Genomic DNA, 25182 nt, shown 5'->3' on the forward strand with positions numbered 1-25182 from the left:
GGTTCGGGAAGATGACGGAAGAGACCCGGCTTCCGTGCCGGCCTCTCCGCATTAACGGTCTTGAAACACGCGACTTTAGCCGCCCTTGGATCGGCCCGATCCGCAGGCGAAAAACTCGCGCTGCTACACTGCGCACCATCGCAATTCTTCGCCGAGCCCGCTCCAACCCATGCTTCGATTCGACAACCTCAGCAAGCGCTATGGCGATCGCATCCTCTTCGAAGGACTGCGCTACGACAGCACGTCCGGCTGCGTGGCCCTCGACGACGAATCGGGCAGCGGCAAATCCACCTTGCTCGGCATTATCGCCGGCACGATCGAGCCCGACGCGGGCGAAGTCTGGATCGGCGGGCATTCGCTGCGCACCGCGCCGGCCGCGGCGAAATCGTTGCTGACGTATGTGCCGGAAGACTGCATGACGTACCCCGATCAAACCGGTCGCGCGTATCTGAACGCGGTGGCTTCGGCGAGAAACGCGGCGGTCGGCGGCGATATCCTGGCGCTGGCCGAGCGCTTCGGTCTCACGCCGCATCTCGACAAACGCTTCGAACAGATGTCGTTCGGCACGAGAAAAAAGATGTTCCTCACGGCAGCCGCGCTCGGCGAGACCAGGGTGCTCATCGCGGACGAACCGGTCGGCGGGCTCGACGCCGCCGCGCGCGCCGCGCTGGTCGATCTGTTCAGGATGCTCGCCCGAACGCGCACGGTGTTTTTCTCGAGCTACGACGCGGTGTTCACCCAGGCTTGCGAAGCGAGGAGCGTCGATTTCGCGGGGCTTGGCCAGCGCGGTTAGAAAGCCGGGCCGCCTTCGCGCGCCGTCCCGACATCGACCGTCCTGGCCCCCCGCCACTACCCGAGGTTCTTCAACACCAGCCGCGCTTCCAGCCCGCCGCCCGGACGATTGTGCAAGGTCAGCGTCGCATCCATCGCCAGCGCGAGTTGGCGGGCAATCGCAAGGCCGAGCCCGGTGCCGCCCGTGTGCCGGTTACGCGACCCTTCGAGCCGGTAGAACGGTTCGAACACCGCCTCCAGCGATTCAGCCGGTATGCCCGGCCCGCGGTCGAGCACCGACACGGTGACCTGCCCGTTCCCCGCCGCGGCCAGCCCGATCTCGGCCGCGCCGCCGAACTTCAGCGCGTTGTCGACCAGGTTGCCGACGATCCGGCGCAGCGCCTGCGGCCGCGTGACCAGCGCGGTCGAAATGCGGCCGTTCAGCGACACGTCCTGCCCCGCGTCGACGTAATCGCACACGAGGCTGTCGAACAGCGCGTCGGGGTCGATCCGGCAAGGCACCTCGGTCGCGCCGTGCAGCGTGCGCGCGTAGGTCACGCCCTCCTTCACCAGCGTTTCCATCTCCTGCAAATCCTGCTGCAGTCTCGCGCCCTCTGCGCTGTTGTCCATCACGTCGACCCGCAAACGCATGCGCGTGATCGGCGTTTGCAGATCGTGCGAGATCGCCGCGAGAATCTGCATGCGTTCGGTCATGTAGGTCGCCACGCGGTCCTGCATCGCATTGAACGCCCTTGCCGCGCGCGCCACTTCGTCCGGTCCGTTCTCCGGCAGGCGCTCCGCTTTCAGGTCGGGGCCCAGCGTATCGGCCGCCCGCGCCAGCCGTTCGAGCGGACGCGTGGCGAGCCGCACCGCCAGCCAGCAGCACGCGGCGAGCACCGCCAGTTGCAGCGCCAGCACCAGCGGCAGCCAGCGCGACAAAGGCGCGCCGGACATCGGGTGCATGTCGATGGTGAGCGGCGCGCCGTCGCTCAGCTTCAGGTGCACCTGCAGATGCTCGGCCTCGCCGGGCACGGCGTTGGCCGTCAACGCATAGCGCTTGCCGATGCCTTCGGCGATCGATTCCGCCGCGCGCGCCGACAGCCGCGCATCGGGCGGGCCGCCGCCCACGCCCGGCTCGAGCATGAAGCTGTAACTGCGCCGCGCGAGCCGCGGCAACCAGGCGTCGCGCTCGGCGGGCGGCAAATGATCGAGCAGCGCGACCGAACTGGCGACCTCGCGTTCGATATAGCCCATCATCACATTGGTCATGGTCTGATCGCGCTCGGTCATGGTCAACCAGAACGACAGCGTCTGCGCGAGCGCGAGGCCGACGAACAGGATCAGCGCGAGCCTCGCGAACAGGCTGCGCGGCCAGCGCAACAGCGAACGCGCGTTCATTGCGGGCCTTCGATATGCGTCACGGCGGCGCTGAACACATAGCCTTCGCTGCGCAGCGTCTTGATGTAGCGCGGCTCGCGCGCCACGTCCCGCAAACGCTGACGCAGCCGGCTCACCAGCAGGTCGATGGAGCGGTCGAAGGCATCGGCCTGGCGGCCTTGCGTGAGATTGAGCAGCTGATCGCGCGTGAGCACGCGCTGCGGATGATCGAGGAACACGCGCAGCAGACGGTACTCCGCGCCGCTCAACGCGACCATCGTGTTCTCGGCGTCGAGCAGATGGCGCGCGGTGGTGTCGAGCCGCCAGTCGCCGAAAGCGAGCATCTGCGCCGATTCCGTGACCTCCATGCCGGGCGGCAGCATGCGCGCGCGGCGCAGCACCGCGCGAATCCGCGCCAGCAGTTCGCGCACGGCGAAGGGCTTGGGCAGATAGTCGTCCGCGCCCATTTCGAGCCCGACGATACGGTCCGCCTCCTCGTTGCGCGCCGTGAGCATCAGCACCGGCACCGCGCGGAACTTGCCCGCGCGCAGTTCGCGGCACAGCACGAGGCCATCCTCGCCTGGCATCATGAGGTCGAGCACGATCAGATCGGGCGCGCCGTGCTCCAGCACGGCGCGCATCTGCCGGCCGTTGGCGGCCAGCGAAACGCGCATGCCGTTCTTCTCCAGATAGCCCGCGAGCAGTTCGCGGATGCCGCGATCGTCGTCGACGATCAGCACGTGGTCGGTGGTTTCCATCGACAGCTCATTGCCTCCTGCGTTTCATCTGCACCCGGCTCGCATTGACCAGTTCGCACTGCACGGGGTGCGCCATTTCCGCCGCGACGCCGCCCGCGAGGAAGGCGAGGATCGCAAGCAGCCGCTTCATGCGTCCTCCACGACGGACAGACTCGCACCGTCGTTGACGCCGGCATCCAGCGTATACGGATCGACGCCTTCAAGGCAACCGATGTTCGCACGCCACAGGTGCGGGTCCTTGCGCGTCTGATGAAACGGATAGATGCCGCAATGCTTGCAGAAGTAATGCCGGGCGACGCGCGTATTGAACTGATACAGCGTGAGCGCGTCCTCACCGCTCAGGATGTTCAGCGCGCCCGCCGCGAACGGCGGCGTCATCAGCGCGCCCTTGCGCCGGCACAGGCTGCAATTGCAGCGGGCGGCAGGCGTGACGGCGGTGCGCACTTCGAATCGGACGGCGCCGCAATGACAGGCTCCCTTCAGCGGTTCGTGGCTTTCGTGACTCATACGGCTCCCCTCGATAAGCGATGACTGCGTTATAGCGGAGCGTCACGCGCGAATTGTGTCCCAATGTATCCGGCCTGCCGCGCTACACAAAACATTGCACAGGCGGGGTTTCGCCGACACAAGCCGGATACGTGCGGGCGTTTCAATAGCAGCCATGCCACTCCCTTCGACCCTTGCGCACTTTAAGGACTTTGATATGGTCACCACGCTCAAGACATTGACCGCCGCCGCCGTGTTGGCCGCCGCCGCGGCCAGCAGCGGCGCCGCGCTGGCCGACACGCCCGCCACGAGCCTCCCCGCGCCGGAATTCACCGGCATCGACACATGGCTCAACAGCGAGCCGCTGACCTTGCAGCAGTTGCGCGGCAAGGTCGTGCTCGTCGACTTCTGGACTTACACCTGCATCAACTGCATTCACACGCTGCCTTACGTCAAAAGCTGGAATCAGAAATACAAGGATCAGGGTCTTGCGGTGATCGGCGTGCATACGCCCGAGTATCCGTTCGAGCGCAGCACGGAAAACGTCAAGACCGCCATCAAGCGCTTCGGCATTACGTACCCGGTCGCGCAGGACAACGAGTACGCGACGTGGAGCGCCTATCACAACCAGTATTGGCCCGCGCTCTACCTGATCGACAAGAAAGGACGGGTGGTCTACACACACTTCGGCGAAGGCGATTACGCCGAAACCGAGTCGGCGATCAAGGCATTGCTGGCGCAAAAGTGACCGCGCGTGCGCGGTTCGAGCGCGGATTCGTATCGCAACGTATCGGCGGGTTGTACGGACACAGAACCTTGCAATAGTCCGTTATGCCGACACGAGCCGGCCGACACGAGCCGGATACCTCGGCGCGCTTTAATCAGGCAACGGCGGATAGCAGACGAACGCCACGCGCGGCGCGGCTATCCGGGCGTTTTATTTCCGTTTTTTTGTCAGTCCGTTCAGGGACTGTCGCCCCTCAACTTCACGAAGGCATCGTCATGACGCAAGAAAAAGTGCTGTACACAGGCAAGACCCACACGACCGGCGGCCGGGACGGCGCATCGCGCAGTTCCGACGGCCGTCTCGACATCAAGCTCACGAGTCCGGGCGCGTCGGGCGCCGGCACCAATCCCGAGCAGTTGTTCGCGGCGGGCTGGTCCGCCTGCTTCCTCGGCGCGATCGGATTGGCCGCTGCGCGAATGAAAGTCGCCGTTCCCGCGGACACCGCCGTCGACACCGAAGTGGATCTCGTCGTGGCGGACAACGCCTACTTCCTGCGGGCGCGCTTGAACGTCAGCCTGCCGGGTCTGGACCGCGAGGTCGCGCAAGCGCTCGCGAACACCGCGCATCAAACGTGTCCGTATTCGAAGGCGACGCGCGGCAATATCGACGTGGTCATCAACGTGATTTGAGCGGGACAGTGCGTGCCCCACGCGACGGCGAATCGTGTCGTCGCGGCCGGCTTGCACCTGCTGGCCGGTGCAAGCCGGCTCAGTTGCGGCGTCGCGTGTCCGTCAAGCCGGCGGGGGCACGCGCACCCACCCTTCCATCAGCACCCGCGCGCTACGGCTCATGATGGCCTTGGTGACGGTCCACTCGTCGCCGTTGCGGCTCGCTTGCGCTCCCACGCGCAACGTGCCGGACGGATGCCCGAAGCGCACCGCCTCGCGCGCGCCGCCGCCGGCGGCGAGATTCACGAGCGTGCCCGGAATCGCGGCCGCCGTGCCGATCGCCACCGCGGCCGTGCCCATCATCGCGTGATGCAGCTTGCCCATCGACATCGCCCGCACCAGCAGATCCACATCGCCCGCGCCGATGCGCTTGCCGCTCGACGCCACGTAGTCGGCGGGCTTGGCGACGAAGGCGATTTTCGGCGTGTGCTGACGCGTCGCGATCTCATCGAGATGCTCGATGAGGCCCATGCGCAGCGCGCCGTGCGCGCGGATCGTCTCGAACATCGCCAGCGCTTTTTCGTCGCTGTTGATGGCGTCCTGCAACTCGGTGCCCCGATAGCCGATCGCTGCCGCCTCCACGAAGATGGTGGGAATGCCGGCGTTGATCATCGTCGCCTTCAGCGTGCCGACGCCCGGCACTTCGAGGTCGTCGACCAGATTGCCGGTCGGGAACATCGAGCCGCCCGCGCCTTCTTCTTCCGCGGCCGGGTCCATGAATTCGAGTTGCACCTCGGCGGCGGGAAACGTGACGCCGTCGAGTTCGAAGTCGCCGGTTTCCTGCACCGCGCCGTCGGTCATCGGCACGTGGCCGATGATCGTCTTGCCGATATTCGCCTGCCAGATGCGCACGACCGCCACGCCGTCGCGCGGAACGCGGCTCGGGTCGACGAGGCCCGCGCCGATCGCGAACGGTCCCACGGCGGCCGAGAGATTGCCGCAGTTGCCGCTCCAGTCGACGAACGCCTTGTCGATCGAGACCTGGCCGAACAGGTAATCCACGTCGTGATCGGGCTTGCTGCTTTTGGCGATGATCACCGTCTTGCTGGTGCTCGACGTCGCGCCGCCCATGCCGTCGATCTGCTTGCCGTACGGGTCGGGGCTGCCGATCACGCGCAGCAGCAGCGCGTCGCGCGCCGCGCCCGGCGCTTGCGCGGCTTCGGGCAAATCCTGCAGGCGAAAGAACACGCCTTTACTGGTGCCGCCACGCATGTAGGTGGCCGGAATCTTGATCTGAGGCTGGTGGGCCATGTTGATGGTGTCCTGGTTGGCGTCTTGTTGATCAAGCCGCCGCTTTCGACGATTCGAGAAAGTCCTGCGCGAAGCGCTGCAACACGCCGCCGGCTTCGTAAATAGAGACTTCCTCGGCGGTATCGAGCCGGCACGTCACCGGCACATCCACGCGCTCCCCGTTCCTGCGATGAATCACCAGCGTGAGGTCGGCGCGCGGCTTGCGCTCGCCGATCACGTCGAAGGTTTCCGTGCCGTCGATGGCGAGCGTGATGCGGTTCACGCCGGGCTTGAACTCCAGCGGCAACACGCCCATGCCCACCAGATTCGTGCGGTGAATGCGCTCGAAGCCTTCCGCGACGATCGCTTCCGCGCCGGCAAGACGCACGCCCTTGGCCGCCCAGTCGCGCGACGAACCCTGGCCGTAGTCGGCCCCGGCGATCACGATCAGCGGCTGCTTGCGCTCCATGTAGGTTTCAATCGCTTCCCACATGCGCGTGACCTTGCCCTCCGGTTCGATGCGAGCCAGCGAGCCGGCCTTCACCTTGCCGTCTTCCAGCACCATCTCGTTCTTCAGCGTCGGGTTCGCGAAGGTGGCGCGCTGCGCGGTGAGGTGGTCGCCACGATGCGTCGCGTACGAATTGAAGTCCTCTTCCGGCAAGCCCATTTTTGCGAGGTATTCGCCCGAGGCGCTGTCCGCCAGGATCGCGTTGGACGGCGACAGGTGGTCGGTGGTGATGTTGTCGCCGAGCACCGCGAGCGGGCGCATGCCCTTAAGCGTGCGCTCGCCGGCGAGCGCGCCTTCCCAGTACGGCGGACGGCGAATGTAGGTGCTCATCGGCCGCCAGTCGTAGAGCGGATTCGCTTTCTCGCCGGTGTCGACGGAAACCGCGAACATCGGCTCGTACACCTTGCGGAACTGTTCCGGCTTCACGCTCGACGCGACCACCGCGTCGATCTCCTCATCCGACGGCCAGATGTCCTTCAGCGTGACGGCATGGCCGTCGGCGTCGATACCGAGCACGTCCTTTTCGATGTCGAAGCGGATCGTCCCCGCGATCGCATACGCCACCACCAGCGGCGGCGAAGCCAGAAACGCCTGCTTCGCATACGGATGAATACGGCCGTCGAAGTTGCGGTTGCCGGACAGCACGGCGGTCGCATACAGATCGCGCTCGACGATTTCTTTCTGGATCGCCGGGTCCAGCGCGCCCGACATGCCGTTGCACGACGTGCACGCATACGCGACCACGCCGAAGCCGAGTTGCTCCAGTTCCGGCAGCAGCCCCGCTTCTTCCAGATACAGCGTGACCGCCTTCGAGCCCGGCGCGAGCGAAGTCTTCGCCCACGGCTTGCGCGTGAGTCCGCGCCGGTTCGCGTTGCGCGCCAGCAGCCCGGCGGCGATCATGTTGCGCGGGTTGTTGGTATTCGTGCAACTCGTGATCGCGGCGATGATCACCGCGCCGTCCGGCATCAGGCCCGGCTCGTTCTCCACCTTGCCGCTGATGCCGCGCGCGGCGAGTTCGGACACCGGCAAGCGGCGATGCGGATTCGACGGACCGGCCAGCGTGCGCACCACGCTGGAGAGATCGAACTTCAGCACGCGCTCGTAGTCGGCGTTCTTCAGGCTATCCGCCCACAGGCCGGTTTCCTTCGCGTAAGTCTCGACCAGCTTGACCAGTTCGTCGTCGCGGCCCGTGAGCTTGAGGTACTTGATGGTCTGCCCGTCGATGTAGAACATCGCGGCGGTGGCGCCGAATTCGGGCGCCATGTTGGCGATGGTCGCGCGGTCGCCCAAGGTCAGCCGCGCCGTGCCTTCGCCGAAGAACTCCAGATACGCGCCGACCACTTTTTCGTTGCGCAGGAATTCGGTCAACGAGAGCACCACGTCGGTCGCCGTGATGCCCTCGCCCGGCTTGCCCGTCAGTTCCACGCCGACGATGTCCGGCAGGCGCATATACGACGCGCGGCCCAGCATCACGCTTTCGGCTTCGAGACCGCCCACGCCGATCGCGATCACGCCGAGCGCGTCGACCATCGGCGTATGCGAATCGGTGCCCACCAGCGTATCGGGAAAGGCCACGCCGTCGCTCACCTGCACCACCGGGCTCATGCGCTCCAGATTGATCTGATGCAGGATGCCGTTGCCCGGCGGAATCACGTCGACGTTCCTGAACGCGCGCTTGGTCCAGTTGATGAAATCGAAGCGGTCTTCATTGCGACGGTCTTCGATCGCGCGGTTCTTCGCGAACGCGTCGGGATCGAAGCCGCCGCACTCGACGGCGAGCGAATGATCCACCACGAGTTGCGTGGGGACCACCGGGTTGACCAGCGCCGGATCGCCGCCTTGCGCGGCGATTGCGTCGCGCAGACCGGCGAGGTCGACCAGCGCGGTCTGACCGAGAATGTCATGACACACCACGCGCGCCGGAAACCACGGGAAATCCAGCTCGCGCTTGCGTTCGATGATCTGCTTGAGCGACGCGACGAGCGTCACCGGATCGCAGCGGCGCACCAGGTTTTCGGCCAGCACGCGGGACGTGTACGGCAGCGTGTCGTAAGCGCCGGGCTGGATCGCGTCGACGGCGGCGCGCGTGTCGAAGAAATCGAGCCGGGTGCCGGGAAGGCGTTTGCGGTTTGCAGTATTCATGGCTTGAGAAAAACAGTATCGATTCGGGGACGGTGGCGGCGGCCGTGGGTCACGATCCGCCACGCCTTTTCAACGCGGCGCTTCGCTGGCGGGTCGGTCAAACAGTAAGTGGAGTGTAGCTCGCGTAGCGTGCAGGTTTGCGGGCGGCTTCGTGAACGCGCTGCAAAAAACAGCCTTGGCTCGGGGTATGGGCGAACCAAGGCTTAACTTCATCGCGTCGCGCTCTTTGGACGCAATGGAGGAGCAAAGCTGGCAGCCAGGCTTTCACGCGTTCAACGTTCGCGGCTTGCGCGTTTTTCAAACGCCCTTAAACCCGCTTCGCCAACGGCACGAACGGCAAATCGTCCGGTCCGGTGTAATTCGCGCTCGGCCGGATGATCTTGTTGTCGATGCGCTGCTCGATGATGTGCGCGCTCCAGCCTGCCGTGCGCGAGATCACGAAGAGCGGCGTGAACATCGCCGTCGGCACGCCCATCATGTGGTACGAAACCGCGCTGAACCAGTCGAGATTTGGAAACATCTTTTTCACTTCAGCCATCACTGTTTCAAGTCGCTCCGCGATGCTGAACAGCTTGGTGTTGCCCGCTTCCTTCGAGAGTTTTCGCGCGACTTCCTTGATCACCTTGTTGCGCGGATCGGAGATCGTGTACACCGGGTGGCCGAAGCCGATCACCACTTCCTTGTTCTCCACGCGACGGCGGATGTCCGCCTCGGCTTCGTCGGGTGTCGGGTAGCGCGACTGGATCTCGAACGCGGCTTCGTTCGCGCCGCCGTGCTTCGGGCCGCGCAGCGCGCCGATCGCGCCGGTGATCGCCGAATAGATGTCCGAGCCCGTGCCCGCGATCACGCGGCCGGCGAAGGTCGACGCGTTGAACTCATGCTCCGCGTACAGGTTCAGCGACACATGCATCGCGTCGACCCACGACTTCGACGGCGCCACGCCATGCAGCAGATGCAGGAAATGGCCGCCGATCGAGTCGTCGTCGGTTTCGACCTCGATGCGCCTGCCGTTGTGCGAGTAGTGATACCAGTAGAGCAGCATCGAGCCGAGCGAGGCCATCAGTTTGTCGGCGATGTCGCGCGCGCCCGGCAGGTTGTGATCGTCCTTTTCCGGGAGCACGGTGCCGAGCACCGAGACGCCCGTGCGCATCACGTCCATCGGATGCGCGGCGGCGGGAATCCATTCGAGCGCGGCCTTCACGTTCGCGGGCAGGCCGCGCAGCGCCTTGAGCTTCGTCTTGTAGGCGCCCAGTTCGGCCTGGGTCGGCAGTTTCTCGTGGACCAGCAGATACGCAATCTCCTCGAATTCGCACGCGCCGGCGAGGTCGAGAATGTCGTAACCCCGGTAGTGCAGGTCGTTGCCGGTCTTGCCGACCGTGCACAGCGCCGTATTCCCCGCGGTCACGCCGGACAGCGCCACGGACTTTTTCGGTTTGAACGCGCCCGCGTTCGGCGTGCTGTTGTCTGCTTCGCTCATGAGTTCGTCTCCAGATGCATGGGGGAAGTTTTGGATGGAAGTCCAAATTGCAAAGAACGGGCCAGGCGGCGCCGAGCGGGCTAAGTGCCTGATTTCTCAAAAAAGAGCAGGCCGCCGCGCGCCGCGCCGAATTTCACAAATGAAATTCAAATTTCAAATCAGAAACCGATGCGCGCATAATGACGGCACCCGTAAGCAGCCTCGCAGGAGCCGTCCGACCTTGAGCACGCCCCATTTCGACTCTCCCCAGCGCCCGCGCATCTGGGCCGTCAGCATCAGCCGCTTGCGCGATCTGTTTTTCGACATCGCCGGCGAATATGTCGAAATCGCGGACCTGCGCATCGTCGCGCAGGGCTTCGAGGATGCGGTGCGCGAAATCGACGCCGCGGGCGCGGGCCGTCCCGATGTCGTGATCGCCGGCGGCTCCAGCGGCGCGTATCTGAAAACGCGTGTCGCGGTTCCCGTCGTGCTGATCAACCCGACCGGCTTCGACGTGATGCATGCGCTCGCGCGGGCCCGCCGCGACGGCGCGCGGGTCGCGCTCGTCACGCACGGCGACACGCCCGACGAAGTGCGCCGCTTCACGGCCGCTTACGAACTCGACGTGACGTTCGCCTCCTATGAGTCGGCGCAGGACGCCGAGAGCGTCGTGCTCGATCTGCGCGATCGCGGCATCGACGTGGTGGTCGGCCCCGGACTCGTGACCGATCTCGCCGCAAGCGCCGGCATGGGCGCGGTGTTTCTCTATTCGCGCGCGTCGGTGCGCGCCGCATTCGATACCGCGCTCGAAGTCGCGCAGGCCACTCGCCGCGAAACGCTTCGCCGTCAACGGCTCGACAATCTGCTGCAACATCTGCGCGACGGCGTGGTCGCGCTCGATGCGCAAGGCCGCGTCGAAGCGATGAATCAACGCCTCGCCGACGTCCTCGGCCTCGACGCGGCAAAGGCGGCGGGCCGCCCGCTACGGGAACTCGCGCCCGACCTGGCGGGCAGCTTGCCGGACTCGGACGGCGACTCCTTCTGCACGGTGCGCGGCGCGAGCTACGTCGTGCATCGCGGACCGCTGGCGAGCAGCGGCGCGGCGGCGGGCACCGTGCTGACGTTTCAGGAATCGCGCGCCGTCGAAAAACTCGACCGCACGCTGCGCTCGCGGCAACGCGTGCAGCAGTTCAGCGCGCGCTACCGGCTCGACGACATCGTCGGCGCATCCGCATCGATCGAACGGGTGCGCTCGCTCGTGCGGCGCTATGCGCGATCGGACGCCACCGTGCTGATTCTCGGCGAGAGCGGCACCGGCAAGGAAATGGTCGCGCAGAGCATGCATCGACTGAGCGCGCGGCGCGACTTCGCGTTCGTCGCGATCAATTGCGGCGCGTTTCCCGAGGCCTTGCTGGAAAGCGAATTGTTCGGCTACGAGGAAGGCGCGTTCACCGGCGCGCGCAAGGGCGGCAAGGCGGGACTGATCGAAGTCGCGCATCGCGGCACGCTGTTTCTCGATGAAATCGGCGAGATGCCGTTGTCGTTGCAAAGCCGGCTGCTGCGCGTGCTGCAGGAACGCGAAGTCGTGCGGCTCGGTTCGACGGAGCCGACGCGCGTCGACATTCGCGTGGTCGCGGCGACGCATCGCGCGTTGACCGAGGGCATCGCGGCGGGCCGTTTTCGCGCGGACCTGTACTACCGGCTCAACATTCTGAGCATCGCGCTGCCGCCGCTGCGCGAGCGGCCCACCGACCTGCTGCCGCTCGCCGCCGAACTGCTGCTGCAAGCCGCGGCGCGCGAACCGAGGCTCGCGGCGCGCCTGCCCGATACGGAGGCCGCTCGACGCACGCTTGCGGAGCTTGCCGAGCCATTGCGCCGTTACGCATGGCCGGGCAACGTGCGTGAATTGCAGAACGTGACCGAACGGATCGCGGTCGAACTGGCGGACGCGGACACCGGCCCCGACACCCACGCGGCAACGGATGCCGATGCCAAATCCATCCTCACACGCGACATGCTGCGCACCGTCGCGCCAGAAATCTTCGAGCCGCACGCACGCGCGAAAAAAACCGCGCTCACGCTACGCGAGCGCAGCCGTCACGTGGAAGCCGACGAGATCCGCGCCGCGCTCGCCGCGCACGACGGCGATCGCGACGCGGTGTGCGAGGCGCTCGGCATCAGCAAGACGACGTTATGGCGGAAGCTGAACGCGACACAGTAGACATCGCGTCGCCCTGTTTGGTCGCATGGGTCGCATGGGTCGCATGGGTCGCCTTGGCCCCCGCGCGCGCGATGAACATGCTCGGCGTCATCCCGCAGCACCGCTTGAAATGCCGCCCGAAATGGCTCTGATCGAAGAAACCAACCTCCGTCGCGACGACCGACCCCGGCACGCCTGCGAGCAACAGCGTCTGCGCGCGCTGAATCCGCAGCCCGCACAGATAGCGATATGGCGATGAACCGTATTGCTGCCGGAACACCGTCGCGAAGCGCGACACGCTCAACGCGGACAACGCGGCCAGTTGCGCGAGCGTCACCGGTTCGTCGAAATGCGCTTCGATGAACGCCCGCGCGGCATTCAGGCTGATCGACTGTTTCATGACGCCGCGACCGTCGAGCTGGCCGCCGGCTGCTTCGCGAACCGCGCGATGGAAAACACGTCGAGGGGAATCGCGGCGTTGCCGGTGCCGAGCAGTTCGGCCATCGTCTCGCCGACGCCGGGGCCGATCTGAAAGCCCGCGCCGTTGAAGCCGAACGCATAGAAGAGGCCGTCGACCTTGCTGCTCGGACCGATCACCGGTTCGCCGTCGGGCAGATAACTTTCGACGCCGCTCCACACGCGAATCACATTGAGCGGCGCCAATGCGGGTACTAGCCGCCGCATTTGCGCGAGCTGGCGCACGGTGTTGATCGGCAGCACCGACGCGCGGCACGTCAGCGCATCCGCGGGACCTGGCGGCCCGCCGCCCACGATGATGTTGCCGCGCGGAATCTGCCGGAAATAGATGCTCTCTTCCTTGATCGACGTGAACACGCCCATCGACGATTTGAAGACATACGGCACCGGTTCGGTCACGCACATTTGCGGCCCGTGCGTGGTGAGCGGGGCCGCTTCGCCGAACTGCTCGCTCAGACGGCTCGCCCAGGCGCCGGCGCAAATCACGAGCTGCGCGGCCCAATACACGTCGCCGCGCGCGCTCTGCACGCGAAACCGGCCAGCCTCTTTTTCGACGCGCACGATTTCCGTGTTCTCGACCACGCGCGCGCCGAGCCGTGCGGCGGCCCGGCCGAACGCGGGCGCGGCGAGGCGCGGATTCGCATGACCGTCGAACGGCGAAATGGAGGCGGCCAGCACCTCGCGGCCGAGAAACGGGAAACGCCGGAACAGCGCTTCGCCGTGCAGCACTTCGAGGTCGAGACCGTAGGCGCGCGCGTCGATCGCGTACTGATCGAAGTTCTCGACGTCCTTCTGGTGGTAGCACACGCGCGTATGGCCCACCGGCAGAAACTCGATGTCCTCGCCGAGCAGTTCCGCCGAGCGTTGCCATGTGCGCAGCGCGCGGTTCGCCATCGCCAGTTGCGGCAGCGCGCGCCCCTGGCGGCGAATCCCGCCGAAGTTCACGCCGCTCGCCTGCTGGCCCGTGAGTCCGCGTTCGAGCAGGATCACCGAGCGCTTGCGCCGACGCAGGAAGAACGCGGTCGTCGTGCCCATGATGCCGCCGCCGATCACGATCACATCGGCTTCGTTATGGGTCGCCGCGCTCATTCGCTTATCTCCGCGCTTGCTTCGGTGCTGGCCGCTTCGATTGAAGCTTCGGTCAACGCGACAGGCAGCGGCTTGACAGGCGCCTGCCCGCGCAAGCGCCCCACCGAAGCCAAGGGCACGGACGCCGCCGCCGCGATGATCTCCGCGCCCGCGTGGCCGCAATAGCGTCCCTGGCAGCGTCCCATGCCGACGCGCGAAAACGCCTTCGCGCGATTGGCTTCCTGCGCGCCGGTCGCGCGCACGACGCGGCGCAATTCGCCCGCCGTGATCGCTTCGCAACGGCAGACGATGGTTTCATCCGGCAGCGACGCGGCGAATTTCGCCGGCCACGGAAAGGCCGCGCGCAAGCCCGCGGCAAAGCGCGTGAAGCGCGCGAGTTCGCGACGCAAGCGCTCCATCCCCTCGACGTGCATGCCGTGATCGTGCAGAACCGCGAGCGCCGCGAGGCGTCCCGAACGTTCCGCCGCGTCCGCGCCGCGCACCCTTGCGCCGTCGCCGGCCAGATAGACGCCTTTGACGCTGCCGCGGCCGTCGTCGTCGATTTGCGGGAGCCACTGCTGTGTATCGGCGTCGAACAGGAAGCGGCAACCCGCGAGGTCCGCGAGTTGCGTCTCCGGGCGCAAGTGATAACCGAGCGCCACGGCGTCGCACGCAATCTCGATCCGCTCGCCGCCGGGCAACGCCACCTCGACGCCGCTCACGCCGTCGTGCGGCGAGCCCTTGATTTCGACAGGCTGCACGCCGCGATGAACAGGCACGCGCGCTTGCGTCAGCACGCGCGTCAATGCGATGCCTTTCTTCAAAGCGGCGGGAATCGCCAGCAAACGCGGCAACGCGGCCACGCGCTGCATGAGCGTCGACGTATCGAGCACCGCGGCCACCTGTGCGCCCGCCTTCACGTATTGCGCCGCGACGAGGTACAACAGCGGACCGCTGCCCATCATCACGATGCGCGAGCCGATCGCGCAGCCCTGCGATTTCAGCGCGACTTGCGCGCCGCCGAGGCTATAGGCGCCCGCCTGGTGCCAGCCCTTGACCGGCATCAGCCGATCGGTCGCGCCGCTGCACACGATCAGCGAATCGAACGCGAGCGTGCGATAACGCGTGCCGCTCACCAGATGCACGGCGTTCGGCGAGATATTCCACACGAGCGTTTCCGGCAGATAGTCGATCATGCTTTTCAGCGCATCGAAACTCGCGTGCAGCGAAGCGGCGCGTTCCGCCTCGGTGCCGTAAAGCGTGTCGTAGCTGCGCGAAAACCCTTCCGGTTGCCGCCGATAGATCTGCCCGCCATCGCGCCGCCCTTCGTCGATGACCGTGGGCCGCAGCCCCGCCTCCACCAGCGCCTGCGCGGCGCGCACGCCCGCCGGCCCGCTCCCGATGACGACTACGCGCGGGGCCATACGCCCTCCCCGGCTTCGGCGAGTTTCGTCACGATCGACATGCCGGGCGCCGCCGGCGTGCTGCACGCGCGCACGCGCTCGCCCGCCGCCGTCCATACCCAACAGTCCTGGCACGCGCCCATCAAACAGAAACCGGCGCGGCGGCCGTCGCCGAATTCGGAATCGCGCAACGTGTTCATGCCGGTCAGCAGCGCGACCATCAGCGTGTCGCCCTCGGCGGCTTCGCGCACGACGCCGTCCACCGTGATCGCAAAAGTCTTGCGGCCCTGCTCCGCAAGCCGTACGAATCGTCCGTTCATGCCGGAATGGCCTCCAGGGTCTGCAGGCGATTCAGCTCGGATGTCGAATGATGGCAAAGGATTTCCGCGCCCGAAGGCAGCTTCTTGAGCGAAGGCGGCGTCATGTTGCACATGCCGTCGATGCGCACCGGGCAGCGCGCGCGGAACGCGCACAACTCGGGAATCCCGGCGCTCTCGCCGAGCGGCGGCAACGCGGCGGCGTTGATCTCGCGGCGCGCGTCGAGCCAGCCGGGTTTCAACGCGGGCACCGAGTCCACCAGCAAGCCCGTGTACGGGTGATACGGCGGCGCGGCGAGCACGTCGCGCTGCCCGGCTTCCACGCGATGCCCTGCGTACAGCACGATCACTTCGTCGCAGATCGCGCGCACCGTGGAAATGTCGTGGCTGATGAACATGTACGACACGCCCAGTTCGCGCCGCAATTCGGCCAGCAGATCGAGGATCGCCGCGCCGACCACCGTGTCGAGCGCGGACGTCACTTCGTCGCAGAGAATCAACGCGGGATCGGCGGCGAGCGCGCGCGCCAGGTTCACGCGCTGCTTCTGGCCGCCGGAAAGTCCGGCCGGCGTGCGCGTGGCGATCGAGGCCGGCAGCTTGACCAGATCGAGCAGCGCCAGCATCCGCTTCTTCGCCGCCGAGCCGCGCAGATGGTGATAGAACGCGAGCGGCCGCGCGAGGATATCGGCGATCGAATGGCTCGGGTTCAGCGCGGTATCGGCGTTCTGAAACACGATCTGAATCTGCCGGTATTGCTCCGGCGTGCGGCGCGAGAGTTGCGCGGGCAACGCCTCGCCGTTGAACAGCACCTCGCCGCGCGCCCGGTCGACCAGCCCCGCCACCACGCGCGCGAGCGTCGTCTTGCCGGAACCCGATTCGCCGATCACGCCGAGCGTGCTGCCGCGCGCGATCGACAGGCTGACGTCGTCGAGCACGCGCACGGCCGGCGCGCCGAAGCGGTCGAGGCGGCCATAGCCGGCCGCGAGTCCGCGAATCTCGAGCAGCGGCGGCACGTGTTTTCCGGACTGCGGCGGCGTTTCCAACGCGGCTTCCGGGCGGCGCGTGGCGGCCAGCAACTGGCGCGTGTAGGCGTCGACGGGCGCGTCGAGCACTTGCGCGACCGCGCCGTTTTCCTTCACCGCGCCGCCGTTCAACACGACGATGCGGTCGGCCATCTGCGCAACCACAGCCAGGTCGTGCGACACGTACACCGCCGTCGTGCCGAGTTCGCGGATCACCTTCTTGAAGGCCGCGAGCACTTCGATCTGCGTGGTGACGTCGAGCGCGGTGGTCGGTTCGTCGAATACGACGACGGCCGGATCGGTGATCAGCGCCATCGCGGCCATCAAGCGCTGCAACTGCCCGCCCGACACCTGATGCGGATAGCGCTCGCCGAGCGTTTCCGGCGCGGGCAACGCAAGCGAGCGGAACAGGCCGATCGCCTTGGCGCGCGCGGCGTCTTTCGTCATCAACTGATGCAGCAGCGCCGGCTCGGTGACCTGATCCATGATCGTGCGCGCGGGATTGAAACCCGCCGACGCGCTCTGCGCCACATAGGCCACCGTGCGCGCTCGCAACGCGCGGCGGCCCTTCGCGTCGAGCGACAGCACATCCACGTCGCCGATGCGCACCGACCCGCCGCTAATCGCGCAGCCCGCGCGCGCATAGCCGAGCAGCGACAGCGCGATGGTCGTCTTGCCCGAGCCCGACTCGCCGATCAGCGCGAGCACCTCGCCCTTCCTCACCGAAAAATCGACGCCCTTGACGATCTCCGTCACGGCTGCCGGCGCGGCGCCCGCGACCACGCGCAGGCCCTTCACTTCGATCATGTCCCGTTCAGCCATCACGCGCCTCCGTGGCTGCGGCCGCGACGCCGCAAATTGTCGATCAGCAGATTCATGCCGATGGTCAGCGTCGCGATGGCGACGGCCGGCATCAGCACCGCGGGCGCGCCCTCCGACAAGCCGCCGATGTTCTCGCGCACGAGCGAGCCCCAGTCGGCATTCGGCGGCTGCACGCCGAGGCCGAGAAAACTCAGCCCGCTCAGCAGCAGCACGATGAACACGAAACGCAGGCCGAAATCGGCGAGCATCGGATGAATCATGTTCGGCAGCACCTCGACCCGCGCGATATAGAAGATGCCCTCGCCGCGCGCGCGGGCCACCTGCACGTATTCGAGGCTCATCACGTTCATCGCGAGCGAGCGCGAAATGCGGAACGCGCCGGGGATATACGCCGCGGCGGCCACGGTCGTCAGCATCGTGATCGACGAACCGAACGCGGCGATCACGACGAGCGCGAGCACCTTGCTCGGAATCGAAATGATCGCGTCGAACAGACGGCTCAGAATCTCGTCGACCCAGCGCCCGGACACCGCGGCGAGCAGGCCGAAGAACGTGCCGATCAAACTCGCGAGCAGCGCCGCCGCCAGCGCGAGGCCGACCGTGTAGCGCGCGCCGTAGAGAATGCGGCTCAGCATGTCGCGGCCGAGATAGTCGGTGCCGAGCGGATGGGCCGCGCCATAGCTGCCGAAAATTTCCGTCGAGGTGAGCGCGCCGCCTTTGTACGGTGCGATGAGCGGACCGACGAATGCGATCAGCAGCCAGAACGCCACCAGCAGCAGGCCGATCAGTCCGAGCACCGAGAAGCGGTGCACGAGGCGTTTCAACACACCGGTTTTCGGCGCGGGGGTCGGCTCGCCCGGCGGCGCCGAATCAGCGACGAGTTCATCGCGGCTCACGTCGTACAGTTCCGTGCCGGCGTGGGGAACATGGGGGTTGGTCGGTTGGCTCATCATCGGCGCAGCCTCGGGTTGGAGACGATTTGACACAGGTCGGCGATCAGCACGAGCGCGAGATACGCCGCGCAGAACACCATCACGCAGCCTTGCACGAGCGGCATGTCGCGGTTCGTCACGGCATCCACCATCAGGCTCGCGAGACCGGGATAGTTGAAGATCGATTCGACGATCACCACGCCGCCGAACAGATATGACAGGCTCAGCGCCACCGCGTTGGCAATCGGACCGATGGTGTTCGGCAACACGTGCCGCCACACCACGCGCACGGGCGAGGCGCCCTTGAGTATCGCCATCTCGACATACGAGGAATTGAGCTGATCGAGCACCGCGGCGCGCGTCATGCGCGCCATCTGCGCGACGATCACGCAGCACAGCGTCATCACGGGCATCGCGTAGATGCGCAGCAGCGCGCCGAACGAATGCACTTCCGACAGGTACGACAGCGCGGGCAGCCAGCGCAGCTTGACCGCGAAGATCAGCACCGCGATGGTGGCGACCAGGAATTCCGGCACCGCCACCGTGGAAAGCGTGAGCACGTTGAGCGTGCGGTCGAGCAGCGAGCCGCGGAACATCGCCGACGAAATGCCGATCAGCAACGCGATCGGCACCGAGACGAGCGACGTGAGACCGGCCAGCACCAGCGAGTTCGGCAGGCGCGTGGCGATCAATTCGCTGACCGGCAGATTGTTTGACATCGAAGTGCCAAAGTTGCCGGTGACAATATGCATGAGCCACTCGACGTAGCGTTGCAGCGCCGGCTGGTCGAGGCCGAATTGATGCCGCAATGCCGCGACGGCTTCGGGGGTGGCCGCCTGGCCGAGCGCCTGCTGTGCGGCATCGCCGGGAAGCAGGCCGGTGATGGCGAACACCACCGCCGAAACCAGCAGCAGCGTCAGCAGCGCAAGGCCGAGGCGCGCGGCGATGAGTCGTTGCGCGTGTGCTTTCATCGAGAGTCGCCTTTAGGTTGAAGCCGCACGCCGCGAAAACGAAAACGCGCGGCGTGCGTATGACCGACCCTGGCTTTCCGGTTCGTCAGACCGGCGGGCCGAACTTGCAGCGATACGAAAATGCGAAAGCGTTCAGGCGTCGAGCCAGACGTTTTCCGCGAACATGAAGCCCATCAGGCCGGCCAGCGGAATCGAGCCGAGGCCCTTGAGCTTCGTCGTGTAAGCATCCAGCGAACTCTGGAACAGCGGAATGCCGATGCCGCCCGTTTCATGCACCAGCACCTGCATGTCGCCGTAGATCTTCTTGCGCTTGTCGTCGTCCGGCTCGCCGCGCGCCGCGACCAGCATCTGGTCGAACTTCGGGCTCTTCCAGTTCGCCTCGTTCCACGGCGCGTCGGACTTGAAGAACTGCGTGAACAGCACGTCGGCGCTCGGCCGCGCATTCACCGAACCGTACACGAGCGGATGCTTCATCCAGTGGTTCGACCAGAAGCCGTCCGCCGGCACGCGCGACACCTGCAGGTTGAGCCCCGCTTGCGGCGCGACCTGCTGAAGCAGCATCGCCATTTCCACCGAGCCTTCGGCTGCCGGCGACGCGAAAATCTGGATCGGCGCGCTGCCGACTTTCGCCTTCTGGAAGTGGAACTTCGCCTTGTCCAGATCGACGGTGCGCTGCGGCAGACCGGCCAGGTAATACTTGTTGGTCGGATCGATCGGCTGATCGTTGCCGATCGCGCCGTAGCCCTGGAAGATCGCGCGGCGAATCTGCTCGCGGTCCATCAGATACATCATGCCTCGCCGGAAATCGTCGTTGCCGGTAATTCCGCCTTCGTCGCGAACGATCAGGTCGGTGTACTGGCCGGTCTTGGTTTCGAGCACGGAGAAGCCGCCCGCGTTCTTGATCTGCGTGGTGGAGCGCGGGCTCACCGCGTTGATCAGTTGCACGTCGCCGGACAGCAGCGCGTTCACGCGCGCCGATTCGTCGCCGATGCCGATCAGCTCCACTTCGTCCAGATGCGGCATGCCCGGCTTCCAGTACTTGTCGTTCTTCACGCCGACCGTGCGCACGCCCGGCGCGAATTCCTTGACCTTGAACGGGCCGGTGCCGACCGCCGTTTTGAATTCCTTGGTGCCGTCCTTGATGATGAGGAAATGCGAGGTGGCGAGAATCACGGGCAGATCGGCGTTCGGGCCTTCCAGCGTGATCGTCACTTCGTTCGGGCCGGTGGCCTTCACTTCCTTGATCTGGTCGGCGAGCGTCTTCGCTTTCGACGCCGTGGCCGGATCTTTGTGACGCATGATCGAGTAGACCACGTCCGCGGGCGCGAGCGACTTGCCGTCGTGGAACTGCACGCCGGGGCGCAGCTTCGCGACCCACACGATGGCGTCCTTCGTCTCCAGCGAAGTGGCGAGCGCCATCTTCGCGCCGAGGTGCGAATCGAGTTCGGTCAGGCCGTTGTAGAACATGTTGCAACGCACGTAGTCGGTGCCGAGCGCGCCCTTCGCGGGGTCGAGCGTGTCGGCTGCGGACGCCGACTGCGTCGCCACGCGAATCTTGCCGCCCTGCTTCGGCTTGGCTTGCGCAAAGGCCGCGCCGCTCGCGGTGAGGAGGCCCGCGCCCGTCACCGACATCATGCCGGCCGCGGCCATCGCACGCAGCACGTCGCGCCGCGAGGCGCCCTTGGCTGTCAATCGCTCCAACCCGTTGTCGAGTTCAAAAGCGCCGTATTGCGAGTTTTCCTTATTCATCGAACTTCTCCGCGAGGATTGCAGGGATGGCTGCGTGGTTTTAATTGGCTAATGGAACTACGGGAACTCAATAAAAAATGTCCTTGATACGGTAATACGTCCCCACGAGCGGCAGGAACCAGGGCTTGCCGGTGTGGCCCGGAATCGCGGGCCATTCCGACTCGCGCCACGGATTGCGCGCTTCGCGCCCGTCCATCACGTCGGCCATCACCTGGCCCATGTGCGTCGACATTTGCGTGCCGTGGCCGCTATAACCCATCGAAAAATAAACGCCGTCGTGTTGCCCCGCGTGCGGCAGACGGTCGGCGCTCATGTCCACCAGACCGCCCCAGCAATAGTCGATGCGGGCATTCGCAAGCGCCGGGAACATCGCGGCGAGACCTTCTTGCAGAATGCGCCCGCTCTTCGCATCGGACGGACGCTCCGAGGCCGTGAAGCGCGCGCGGCCACCGAACAGCAAGCGCGCGTCGGGCGTCACGCGGAAGTAGTTGTGCATCAGGCGCGTGGTGGTATACGCGCGCCGCTTGGGCAACACCCGCGCCAGCAGTTCCGGCGCAAGCGGCTCCGTCACGACGATGAACGAGCCGACCGGCGCGAGACGCCGCCGATACCAGCCGAACGGACCATGCCGCGACGGACCGGTCGCGATCAGCACCTGCCTCGCGCGCACTTCGCCGCGCGTCGTGGTGATCCTGTAGCCCGCGCCGTCTTTCACGATTGCGGAAACGGCCGCGTGTTCGTACAGCTTCGCGCCGTGGCGCACGGCCGCATCCGCGAGACCGACCGTGAACTTGCCCATGTGCATCTGGCCGCCGTGGCGTTGCAGCAAGCCGCCGTAAAAGCTCTCCGACTGCACTTCATCGCGAATCCGTTCACGGTCGAGCAGTTCGATATTCGTATCGACTTCGCGCCGGATCAGCGCCGCCGTTTTCTCCAGATGCGCAACGTGATGCGGTTTGGACGCCAGCTTCAGCTTGCCGGTGGCGAGGTAATCGCAGTCGATGTTCTCCTCGCGAATCAGGCGCTCGACGGTATCGACCGCATCGGCGAACGCGCGGTAGCAGGCGCGCGCCCGCTCCATGCCGAGTTGCGCGGCCAGCGCGACGAAATCCTGCGCGACGCCGGTATTGACCTGGCCGCCGTTGCGCCCGGATGCGCCGCCGCCGATGCGCCCGGCGTCGAGCACCGTCACCGACGCGCCGCGCTTGCCCAACGCCTGCGCCGCCGAGAGTCCGGTGAAGCCGGCGCCGATCACCACCACGTCGGCGCCGCCGTCGACCGGGCCTTCACACGCCGAGAGGAGCGGCGGCGCGGTGTCGAGCCAATAGGAATCGAGCTTCATCCAGACTGTCCTTGAATTGCGCAATGAGCCGCTTACAGGCCGAGTTCCGAGGCCAGGTGCGGAATGTCCTTGACCTCGTAGTACTGGTAGTACGGGGTCGACGGTTCATGGCCGCGGTTGACGAACGCCTTGTGCTTGATGCCCAGGTCGTGCGCGGTCATCAGGTCGTAGCGCAGGCTCGACGAAACGTGCAGCACGTCTTCGGGATTGCAGTTCAGTTGATCGAACATGTACTCGAAGCCTTGCATGCGCGGCTTGTACGACTGCGCCTGCTCCGCCGTGAACACCGCATGAAACGGCGCGCCGAGCTTGTCGACGTTGCTCTGAATCTGGTTGTTCGACGCGTTCGACAGAATCACCAGCTTGTACTTCTTCGCGAGACGCGCGAGGCCTTCCGGCACGTCCGCGTGCGGACCCCAGGTCGGCACCGCGGTATAGATCTTCTCCGCACCCGCTTCGTCGAACTCGACGTTCAGGCGCTTGCAGGCGCGGCGCAGCGCGTTCACGACCACGTCGCGGTACGGCTTCCATGCGCCGAGCACTTCGTCGCGGCGATAGCCCGAGTAGAACGCGACGAGCTTCTCCAGGTCCTCGGCGTTCAGCAGGTGGCCGTACATTTCGCGCGTCATCTCGGCCATGCGGAATCTGGTGAGCGTGCCGTAGCAATCGAAGGTGATGTACTTCGGTTCGAAATCGATCATGGTGCAGTCCTTTCGTTGGGGTGAACTTGCAGCGAGCCCGATGGGTGGAACAGCAACCATCCTGCTCAGTCCTGTAAAAGATTTAATCAGCGCAAAAACATAGATGTTCCTGATTCGCGCGCTGCCGGTGACACAAACCATGCGTTTTGGGGCCGTCGCGCAGCACAGTGTGCCGTGCTCTCCTGCAAGCCCCGTGGCTGTTGGGTTGCGGCCGATTTGGCATCGGGTTTACCACCGGTTTCATCGCCCGGTTTACCGCCGTTATGCAGCGCTGCGAAAGGCGACGCGATGCAAGACGAGACGCCCGGCGTTCGCCGTCATACCCGCAAATCGATCAGCACGCTCTTGAAGCGCAGGTTCGCCTCGTAGGCCTGGCGGCCGAGGTCCTTGCCGATGCCGGAACGCTTATAGCCGCCCGTGGGGATCATGAAGTCGGACGTGCGGCCGTAGCGGTTGACCCACACCGTGCCCGCTTCGAGACCGCGCACGAAGCGCAGCGCCCGGCCCAGGTCGGCGGTATGCACGCCGGCCGCGAGCCCGTACTCGGGATGCTGGGCGAGCGCGAGCGCTTCCTCCTCGGTGTCGAAGGTTTGCAGCGTCAGCACCGGGCCGAAGACTTCCTCGCGCACCGCCTCCGATCGAGCCGTGACGTCCGTCAGCAACGTAGGCGTATAGAAAGCGCCGTGCGCGCCGCCGTCGGCTCGCACGCCGCCGTAGCGCAAGGTCGCGCCCGCTTCGAGCGTGCGCCCCACGATTGCCTCGATGCGCGCCGCCTGCGGCGCCGAGATGATCGGCGAGAGCGTGGTGCCCGCGGCCCACGTCGCGCCCGCTTTCGACTCGGCGAAGATCCTGCCGATGCGCTCGGCGAGCGGTTCCGCCAGCGAGCGCTCGACCAGCAGACGCGAGCCCGCCACGCACACCTGGCCGGCATTGCCGGTGATCGCGCCGGCAATGCGCCGCGCGACGTCGTCCAGACGCGGCGCATCCGCGAAGACGATTTGCGGGCTCTTGCCGCCGAGTTCGAGCGTGACCGGCTTGGTGCCGCTATTCGCGCAAGCCGCCATGATCGACGCGCCCGTGCGCGTGGAGCCGGTGAAGGTCACCTTGCTGATCCTCGGATGACGCACCAGCTCGTCGCCGGTCACGCGTCCGTCGCCTTGAATCACGTTGAAGATGCCCGCGGGCACGCCCGCCTGCACGGCGAGTTCGGCGAGCCGCAACACCGAGAACGGCGTCATCTCCGAGGGCTTGAGCACCACCGCGTTGCCCGCCGCGAGCGCGGGCGCGATCTTCCACGACGCCATCACCAGCGGGAAATTCCACGGCGCGATCGCTCCGATCACGCCATACGGCTCGGCGATCGTCATGCCGAGATGATCGTGATCGGTGGCGGCCACGTCGCCGCCGAGCTTGTCGGCGAACTCGGCATAGAAGCGGATGCCCTCGGCGGTGAACGGCACGTCCCAGCCGATGGCCTGCGCGATCGGACGCGTCGAGCCGAGCGCTTCGAGGCGGCCCAGCGTGGGCGCATCGGCATCGACCAGGTCGGCGAAACGCCGCAGGATCCTGGCGCGTTCACGCGGCGCCATGCGCGCCCAGCCGCTCGTTCTGAACGCCTGCCACGCATTCTCGACCGCGCGGTCCACCATCTCCGCGTCGGCGAACGGCACCGAGGCGTAGACCACGCCGTCCGAGGGACGCGCCACCTCGATGCGGCGCTCGCCTACGTCCACGAATTCGCCGCCGATGAAATGCCCGCTGCGAACCGCGACGTCGTCTGGGTTGAAGCTGTCCATGAGAAGAGTGTCCTGTGTGGCTGCCTGGTGGTCCCGTGCGGCGCGTCGTCACGACTGCGCCGCGATGACAAAATCGTAGAGCCACGGCCCCGGCATATGTCGCCGACAAAAATCGCCGTGCAGCACAACATGCTTGTAATGCATGCCCAGACTGGGCGTTTTGCATCGATTTTCTCCACGGCCTTGACAGGCGGCCCGG

The 25182-nt window shown here is 66.1% G+C and carries 22 protein-coding genes; 4 read left to right on the forward strand and 18 right to left on the reverse strand.

The window, feature by feature from the left end:
• Positions 1-169 precede the first annotated feature (169 nt).
• A complete protein-coding gene (locus BUE39_RS10145; RefSeq protein WP_073428652.1) occupies positions 170-793 on the forward strand; it encodes an ABC transporter ATP-binding protein in 624 nt (207 codons plus the stop codon).
• A 56-nt stretch (positions 794-849) separates the two neighbouring features.
• On the opposite strand, the gene BUE39_RS10150 is transcribed toward BUE39_RS10145, so the two are convergent.
• Genes BUE39_RS10150 through BUE39_RS10160 form a run of 4 tightly spaced genes read right to left on the reverse strand, consistent with a single transcriptional unit; the run spans position 850 to position 3413 of the window.
• The gene (locus BUE39_RS10150; protein ID WP_073428526.1) at positions 850-2169 is read right to left on the reverse strand and encodes a sensor histidine kinase; all 1320 of its coding nucleotides are present in this window, start codon (positions 2167-2169) and stop codon (positions 850-852) included.
• Positions 2166-2906 (reverse strand): response regulator, encoded by a 741-nt coding sequence (locus BUE39_RS10155; RefSeq protein WP_073428527.1) that lies wholly within the window; start codon positions 2904-2906, stop codon positions 2166-2168. Before BUE39_RS10155 ends, BUE39_RS10150 begins: the two co-directional genes overlap by 4 nt.
• 7 nt (positions 2907-2913) lie before the next feature.
• A complete protein-coding gene (locus BUE39_RS35885; RefSeq protein ID WP_268801990.1) occupies positions 2914-3036 on the reverse strand; it encodes a hypothetical protein in 123 nt (40 codons plus the stop codon).
• Positions 3033-3413, reverse strand: coding sequence for a GFA family protein (locus BUE39_RS10160; RefSeq protein ID WP_073428528.1), 381 nt, complete (start codon positions 3411-3413; stop codon positions 3033-3035). The genes BUE39_RS35885 and BUE39_RS10160 overlap by 4 nt, the downstream gene beginning before the upstream one ends.
• A 196-nt stretch (positions 3414-3609) precedes the next feature.
• On the opposite strand from BUE39_RS10160, the gene BUE39_RS10165 reads away from it, so the two are divergent.
• Complete coding sequence (locus tag BUE39_RS10165; RefSeq protein WP_073428529.1) at positions 3610-4140, forward strand: thioredoxin family protein; 531 nt, start codon at positions 3610-3612, stop codon at positions 4138-4140.
• A gap of 254 nt (positions 4141-4394) precedes the next feature.
• Positions 4395-4808, forward strand: a complete 414-nt coding sequence (locus BUE39_RS10170) for an organic hydroperoxide resistance protein (protein WP_073428530.1) — start codon at positions 4395-4397, stop codon at positions 4806-4808.
• 102 nt (positions 4809-4910) lie between these two features.
• Here BUE39_RS10170 and prpF read toward each other — a convergent pair whose 3' ends face one another.
• From prpF to prpC, 3 genes are all read right to left on the reverse strand, one after another.
• Complete coding sequence (prpF, locus tag BUE39_RS10175; protein WP_073428531.1) at positions 4911-6098, reverse strand: 2-methylaconitate cis-trans isomerase PrpF; 1188 nt, start codon at positions 6096-6098, stop codon at positions 4911-4913.
• Positions 6099-6129: 31 nt separating this feature from the next.
• Complete coding sequence (acnD, locus tag BUE39_RS10180) at positions 6130-8727, reverse strand: Fe/S-dependent 2-methylisocitrate dehydratase AcnD (RefSeq protein ID WP_073428532.1); 2598 nt, start codon at positions 8725-8727, stop codon at positions 6130-6132.
• 307 nt (positions 8728-9034) lie between these two features.
• Entirely contained in the window at positions 9035-10204 is a 1170-nt protein-coding gene (prpC, locus tag BUE39_RS10185) for a bifunctional 2-methylcitrate synthase/citrate synthase (RefSeq protein ID WP_073428533.1), read from the reverse strand.
• Positions 10205-10424: 220 nt separating this feature from the next.
• On the opposite strand from prpC, the gene prpR reads away from it, so the two are divergent.
• On the forward strand, positions 10425-12404 hold the full coding sequence (gene prpR / locus BUE39_RS10190) for a propionate catabolism operon regulatory protein PrpR (RefSeq protein ID WP_073428534.1): 1980 nt from the start codon (positions 10425-10427) through the stop codon (positions 12402-12404).
• On the opposite strand, the gene BUE39_RS10195 is transcribed toward prpR, so the two are convergent.
• The 11 genes from BUE39_RS10195 to BUE39_RS10245 all read right to left on the reverse strand — a co-directional run bounded on the left by BUE39_RS10195 (position 12361) and on the right by BUE39_RS10245 (position 24983).
• The gene (locus BUE39_RS10195) at positions 12361-12783 is read right to left on the reverse strand and encodes a helix-turn-helix domain-containing protein (RefSeq protein ID WP_073428535.1); all 423 of its coding nucleotides are present in this window, start codon (positions 12781-12783) and stop codon (positions 12361-12363) included. The genes prpR and BUE39_RS10195 overlap by 44 nt on opposite strands.
• Positions 12780-13949, reverse strand: a complete 1170-nt coding sequence (locus tag BUE39_RS10200; RefSeq protein WP_073428536.1) for an NAD(P)/FAD-dependent oxidoreductase — start codon at positions 13947-13949, stop codon at positions 12780-12782. The genes BUE39_RS10195 and BUE39_RS10200 overlap by 4 nt, the downstream gene beginning before the upstream one ends.
• Positions 13946-15352, reverse strand: a complete 1407-nt coding sequence (locus BUE39_RS10205) for an FAD/NAD(P)-dependent oxidoreductase (protein WP_073428537.1) — start codon at positions 15350-15352, stop codon at positions 13946-13948. Before BUE39_RS10205 ends, BUE39_RS10200 begins: the two co-directional genes overlap by 4 nt.
• Entirely contained in the window at positions 15337-15651 is a 315-nt protein-coding gene (locus BUE39_RS10210) for a (2Fe-2S)-binding protein (RefSeq protein WP_073428538.1), read from the reverse strand. The genes BUE39_RS10205 and BUE39_RS10210 overlap by 16 nt, the downstream gene beginning before the upstream one ends.
• Positions 15648-17492 carry an ABC transporter ATP-binding protein gene (locus BUE39_RS10215; RefSeq protein WP_073428539.1) on the reverse strand — a complete coding sequence of 615 codons (1845 nt, stop codon included), beginning with the start codon at positions 17490-17492 and terminating at the stop codon, positions 15648-15650. Before BUE39_RS10215 ends, BUE39_RS10210 begins: the two co-directional genes overlap by 4 nt.
• Entirely contained in the window at positions 17492-18445 is a 954-nt protein-coding gene (locus BUE39_RS10220) for an ABC transporter permease (protein ID WP_073428540.1), read from the reverse strand. Before BUE39_RS10220 ends, BUE39_RS10215 begins: the two co-directional genes overlap by 1 nt.
• Entirely contained in the window at positions 18442-19395 is a 954-nt protein-coding gene (locus BUE39_RS10225; protein ID WP_073428541.1) for an ABC transporter permease, read from the reverse strand. The genes BUE39_RS10220 and BUE39_RS10225 overlap by 4 nt, the downstream gene beginning before the upstream one ends.
• 132 nt (positions 19396-19527) lie before the next feature.
• Positions 19528-21144, reverse strand: coding sequence for an ABC transporter substrate-binding protein (locus BUE39_RS10230; protein WP_073428542.1), 1617 nt, complete (start codon positions 21142-21144; stop codon positions 19528-19530).
• 67 nt (positions 21145-21211) lie between these two features.
• Positions 21212-22486, reverse strand: a complete 1275-nt coding sequence (locus BUE39_RS10235; RefSeq protein ID WP_073428543.1) for an NAD(P)/FAD-dependent oxidoreductase — start codon at positions 22484-22486, stop codon at positions 21212-21214.
• A gap of 32 nt (positions 22487-22518) precedes the next feature.
• Entirely contained in the window at positions 22519-23187 is a 669-nt protein-coding gene (locus BUE39_RS10240) for a haloacid dehalogenase type II (RefSeq protein ID WP_073428544.1), read from the reverse strand.
• Positions 23188-23504: 317 nt separating this feature from the next.
• Positions 23505-24983, reverse strand: coding sequence for an aldehyde dehydrogenase family protein (locus BUE39_RS10245; RefSeq protein WP_073428545.1), 1479 nt, complete (start codon positions 24981-24983; stop codon positions 23505-23507).
• Between the last annotated feature and the right edge of the window lie 199 nt (positions 24984-25182).

The organism is Paraburkholderia terricola (genome assembly GCF_900142195.1).
Classification (GTDB): Bacteria; Pseudomonadota; Gammaproteobacteria; order Burkholderiales; family Burkholderiaceae; genus Paraburkholderia; species Paraburkholderia terricola.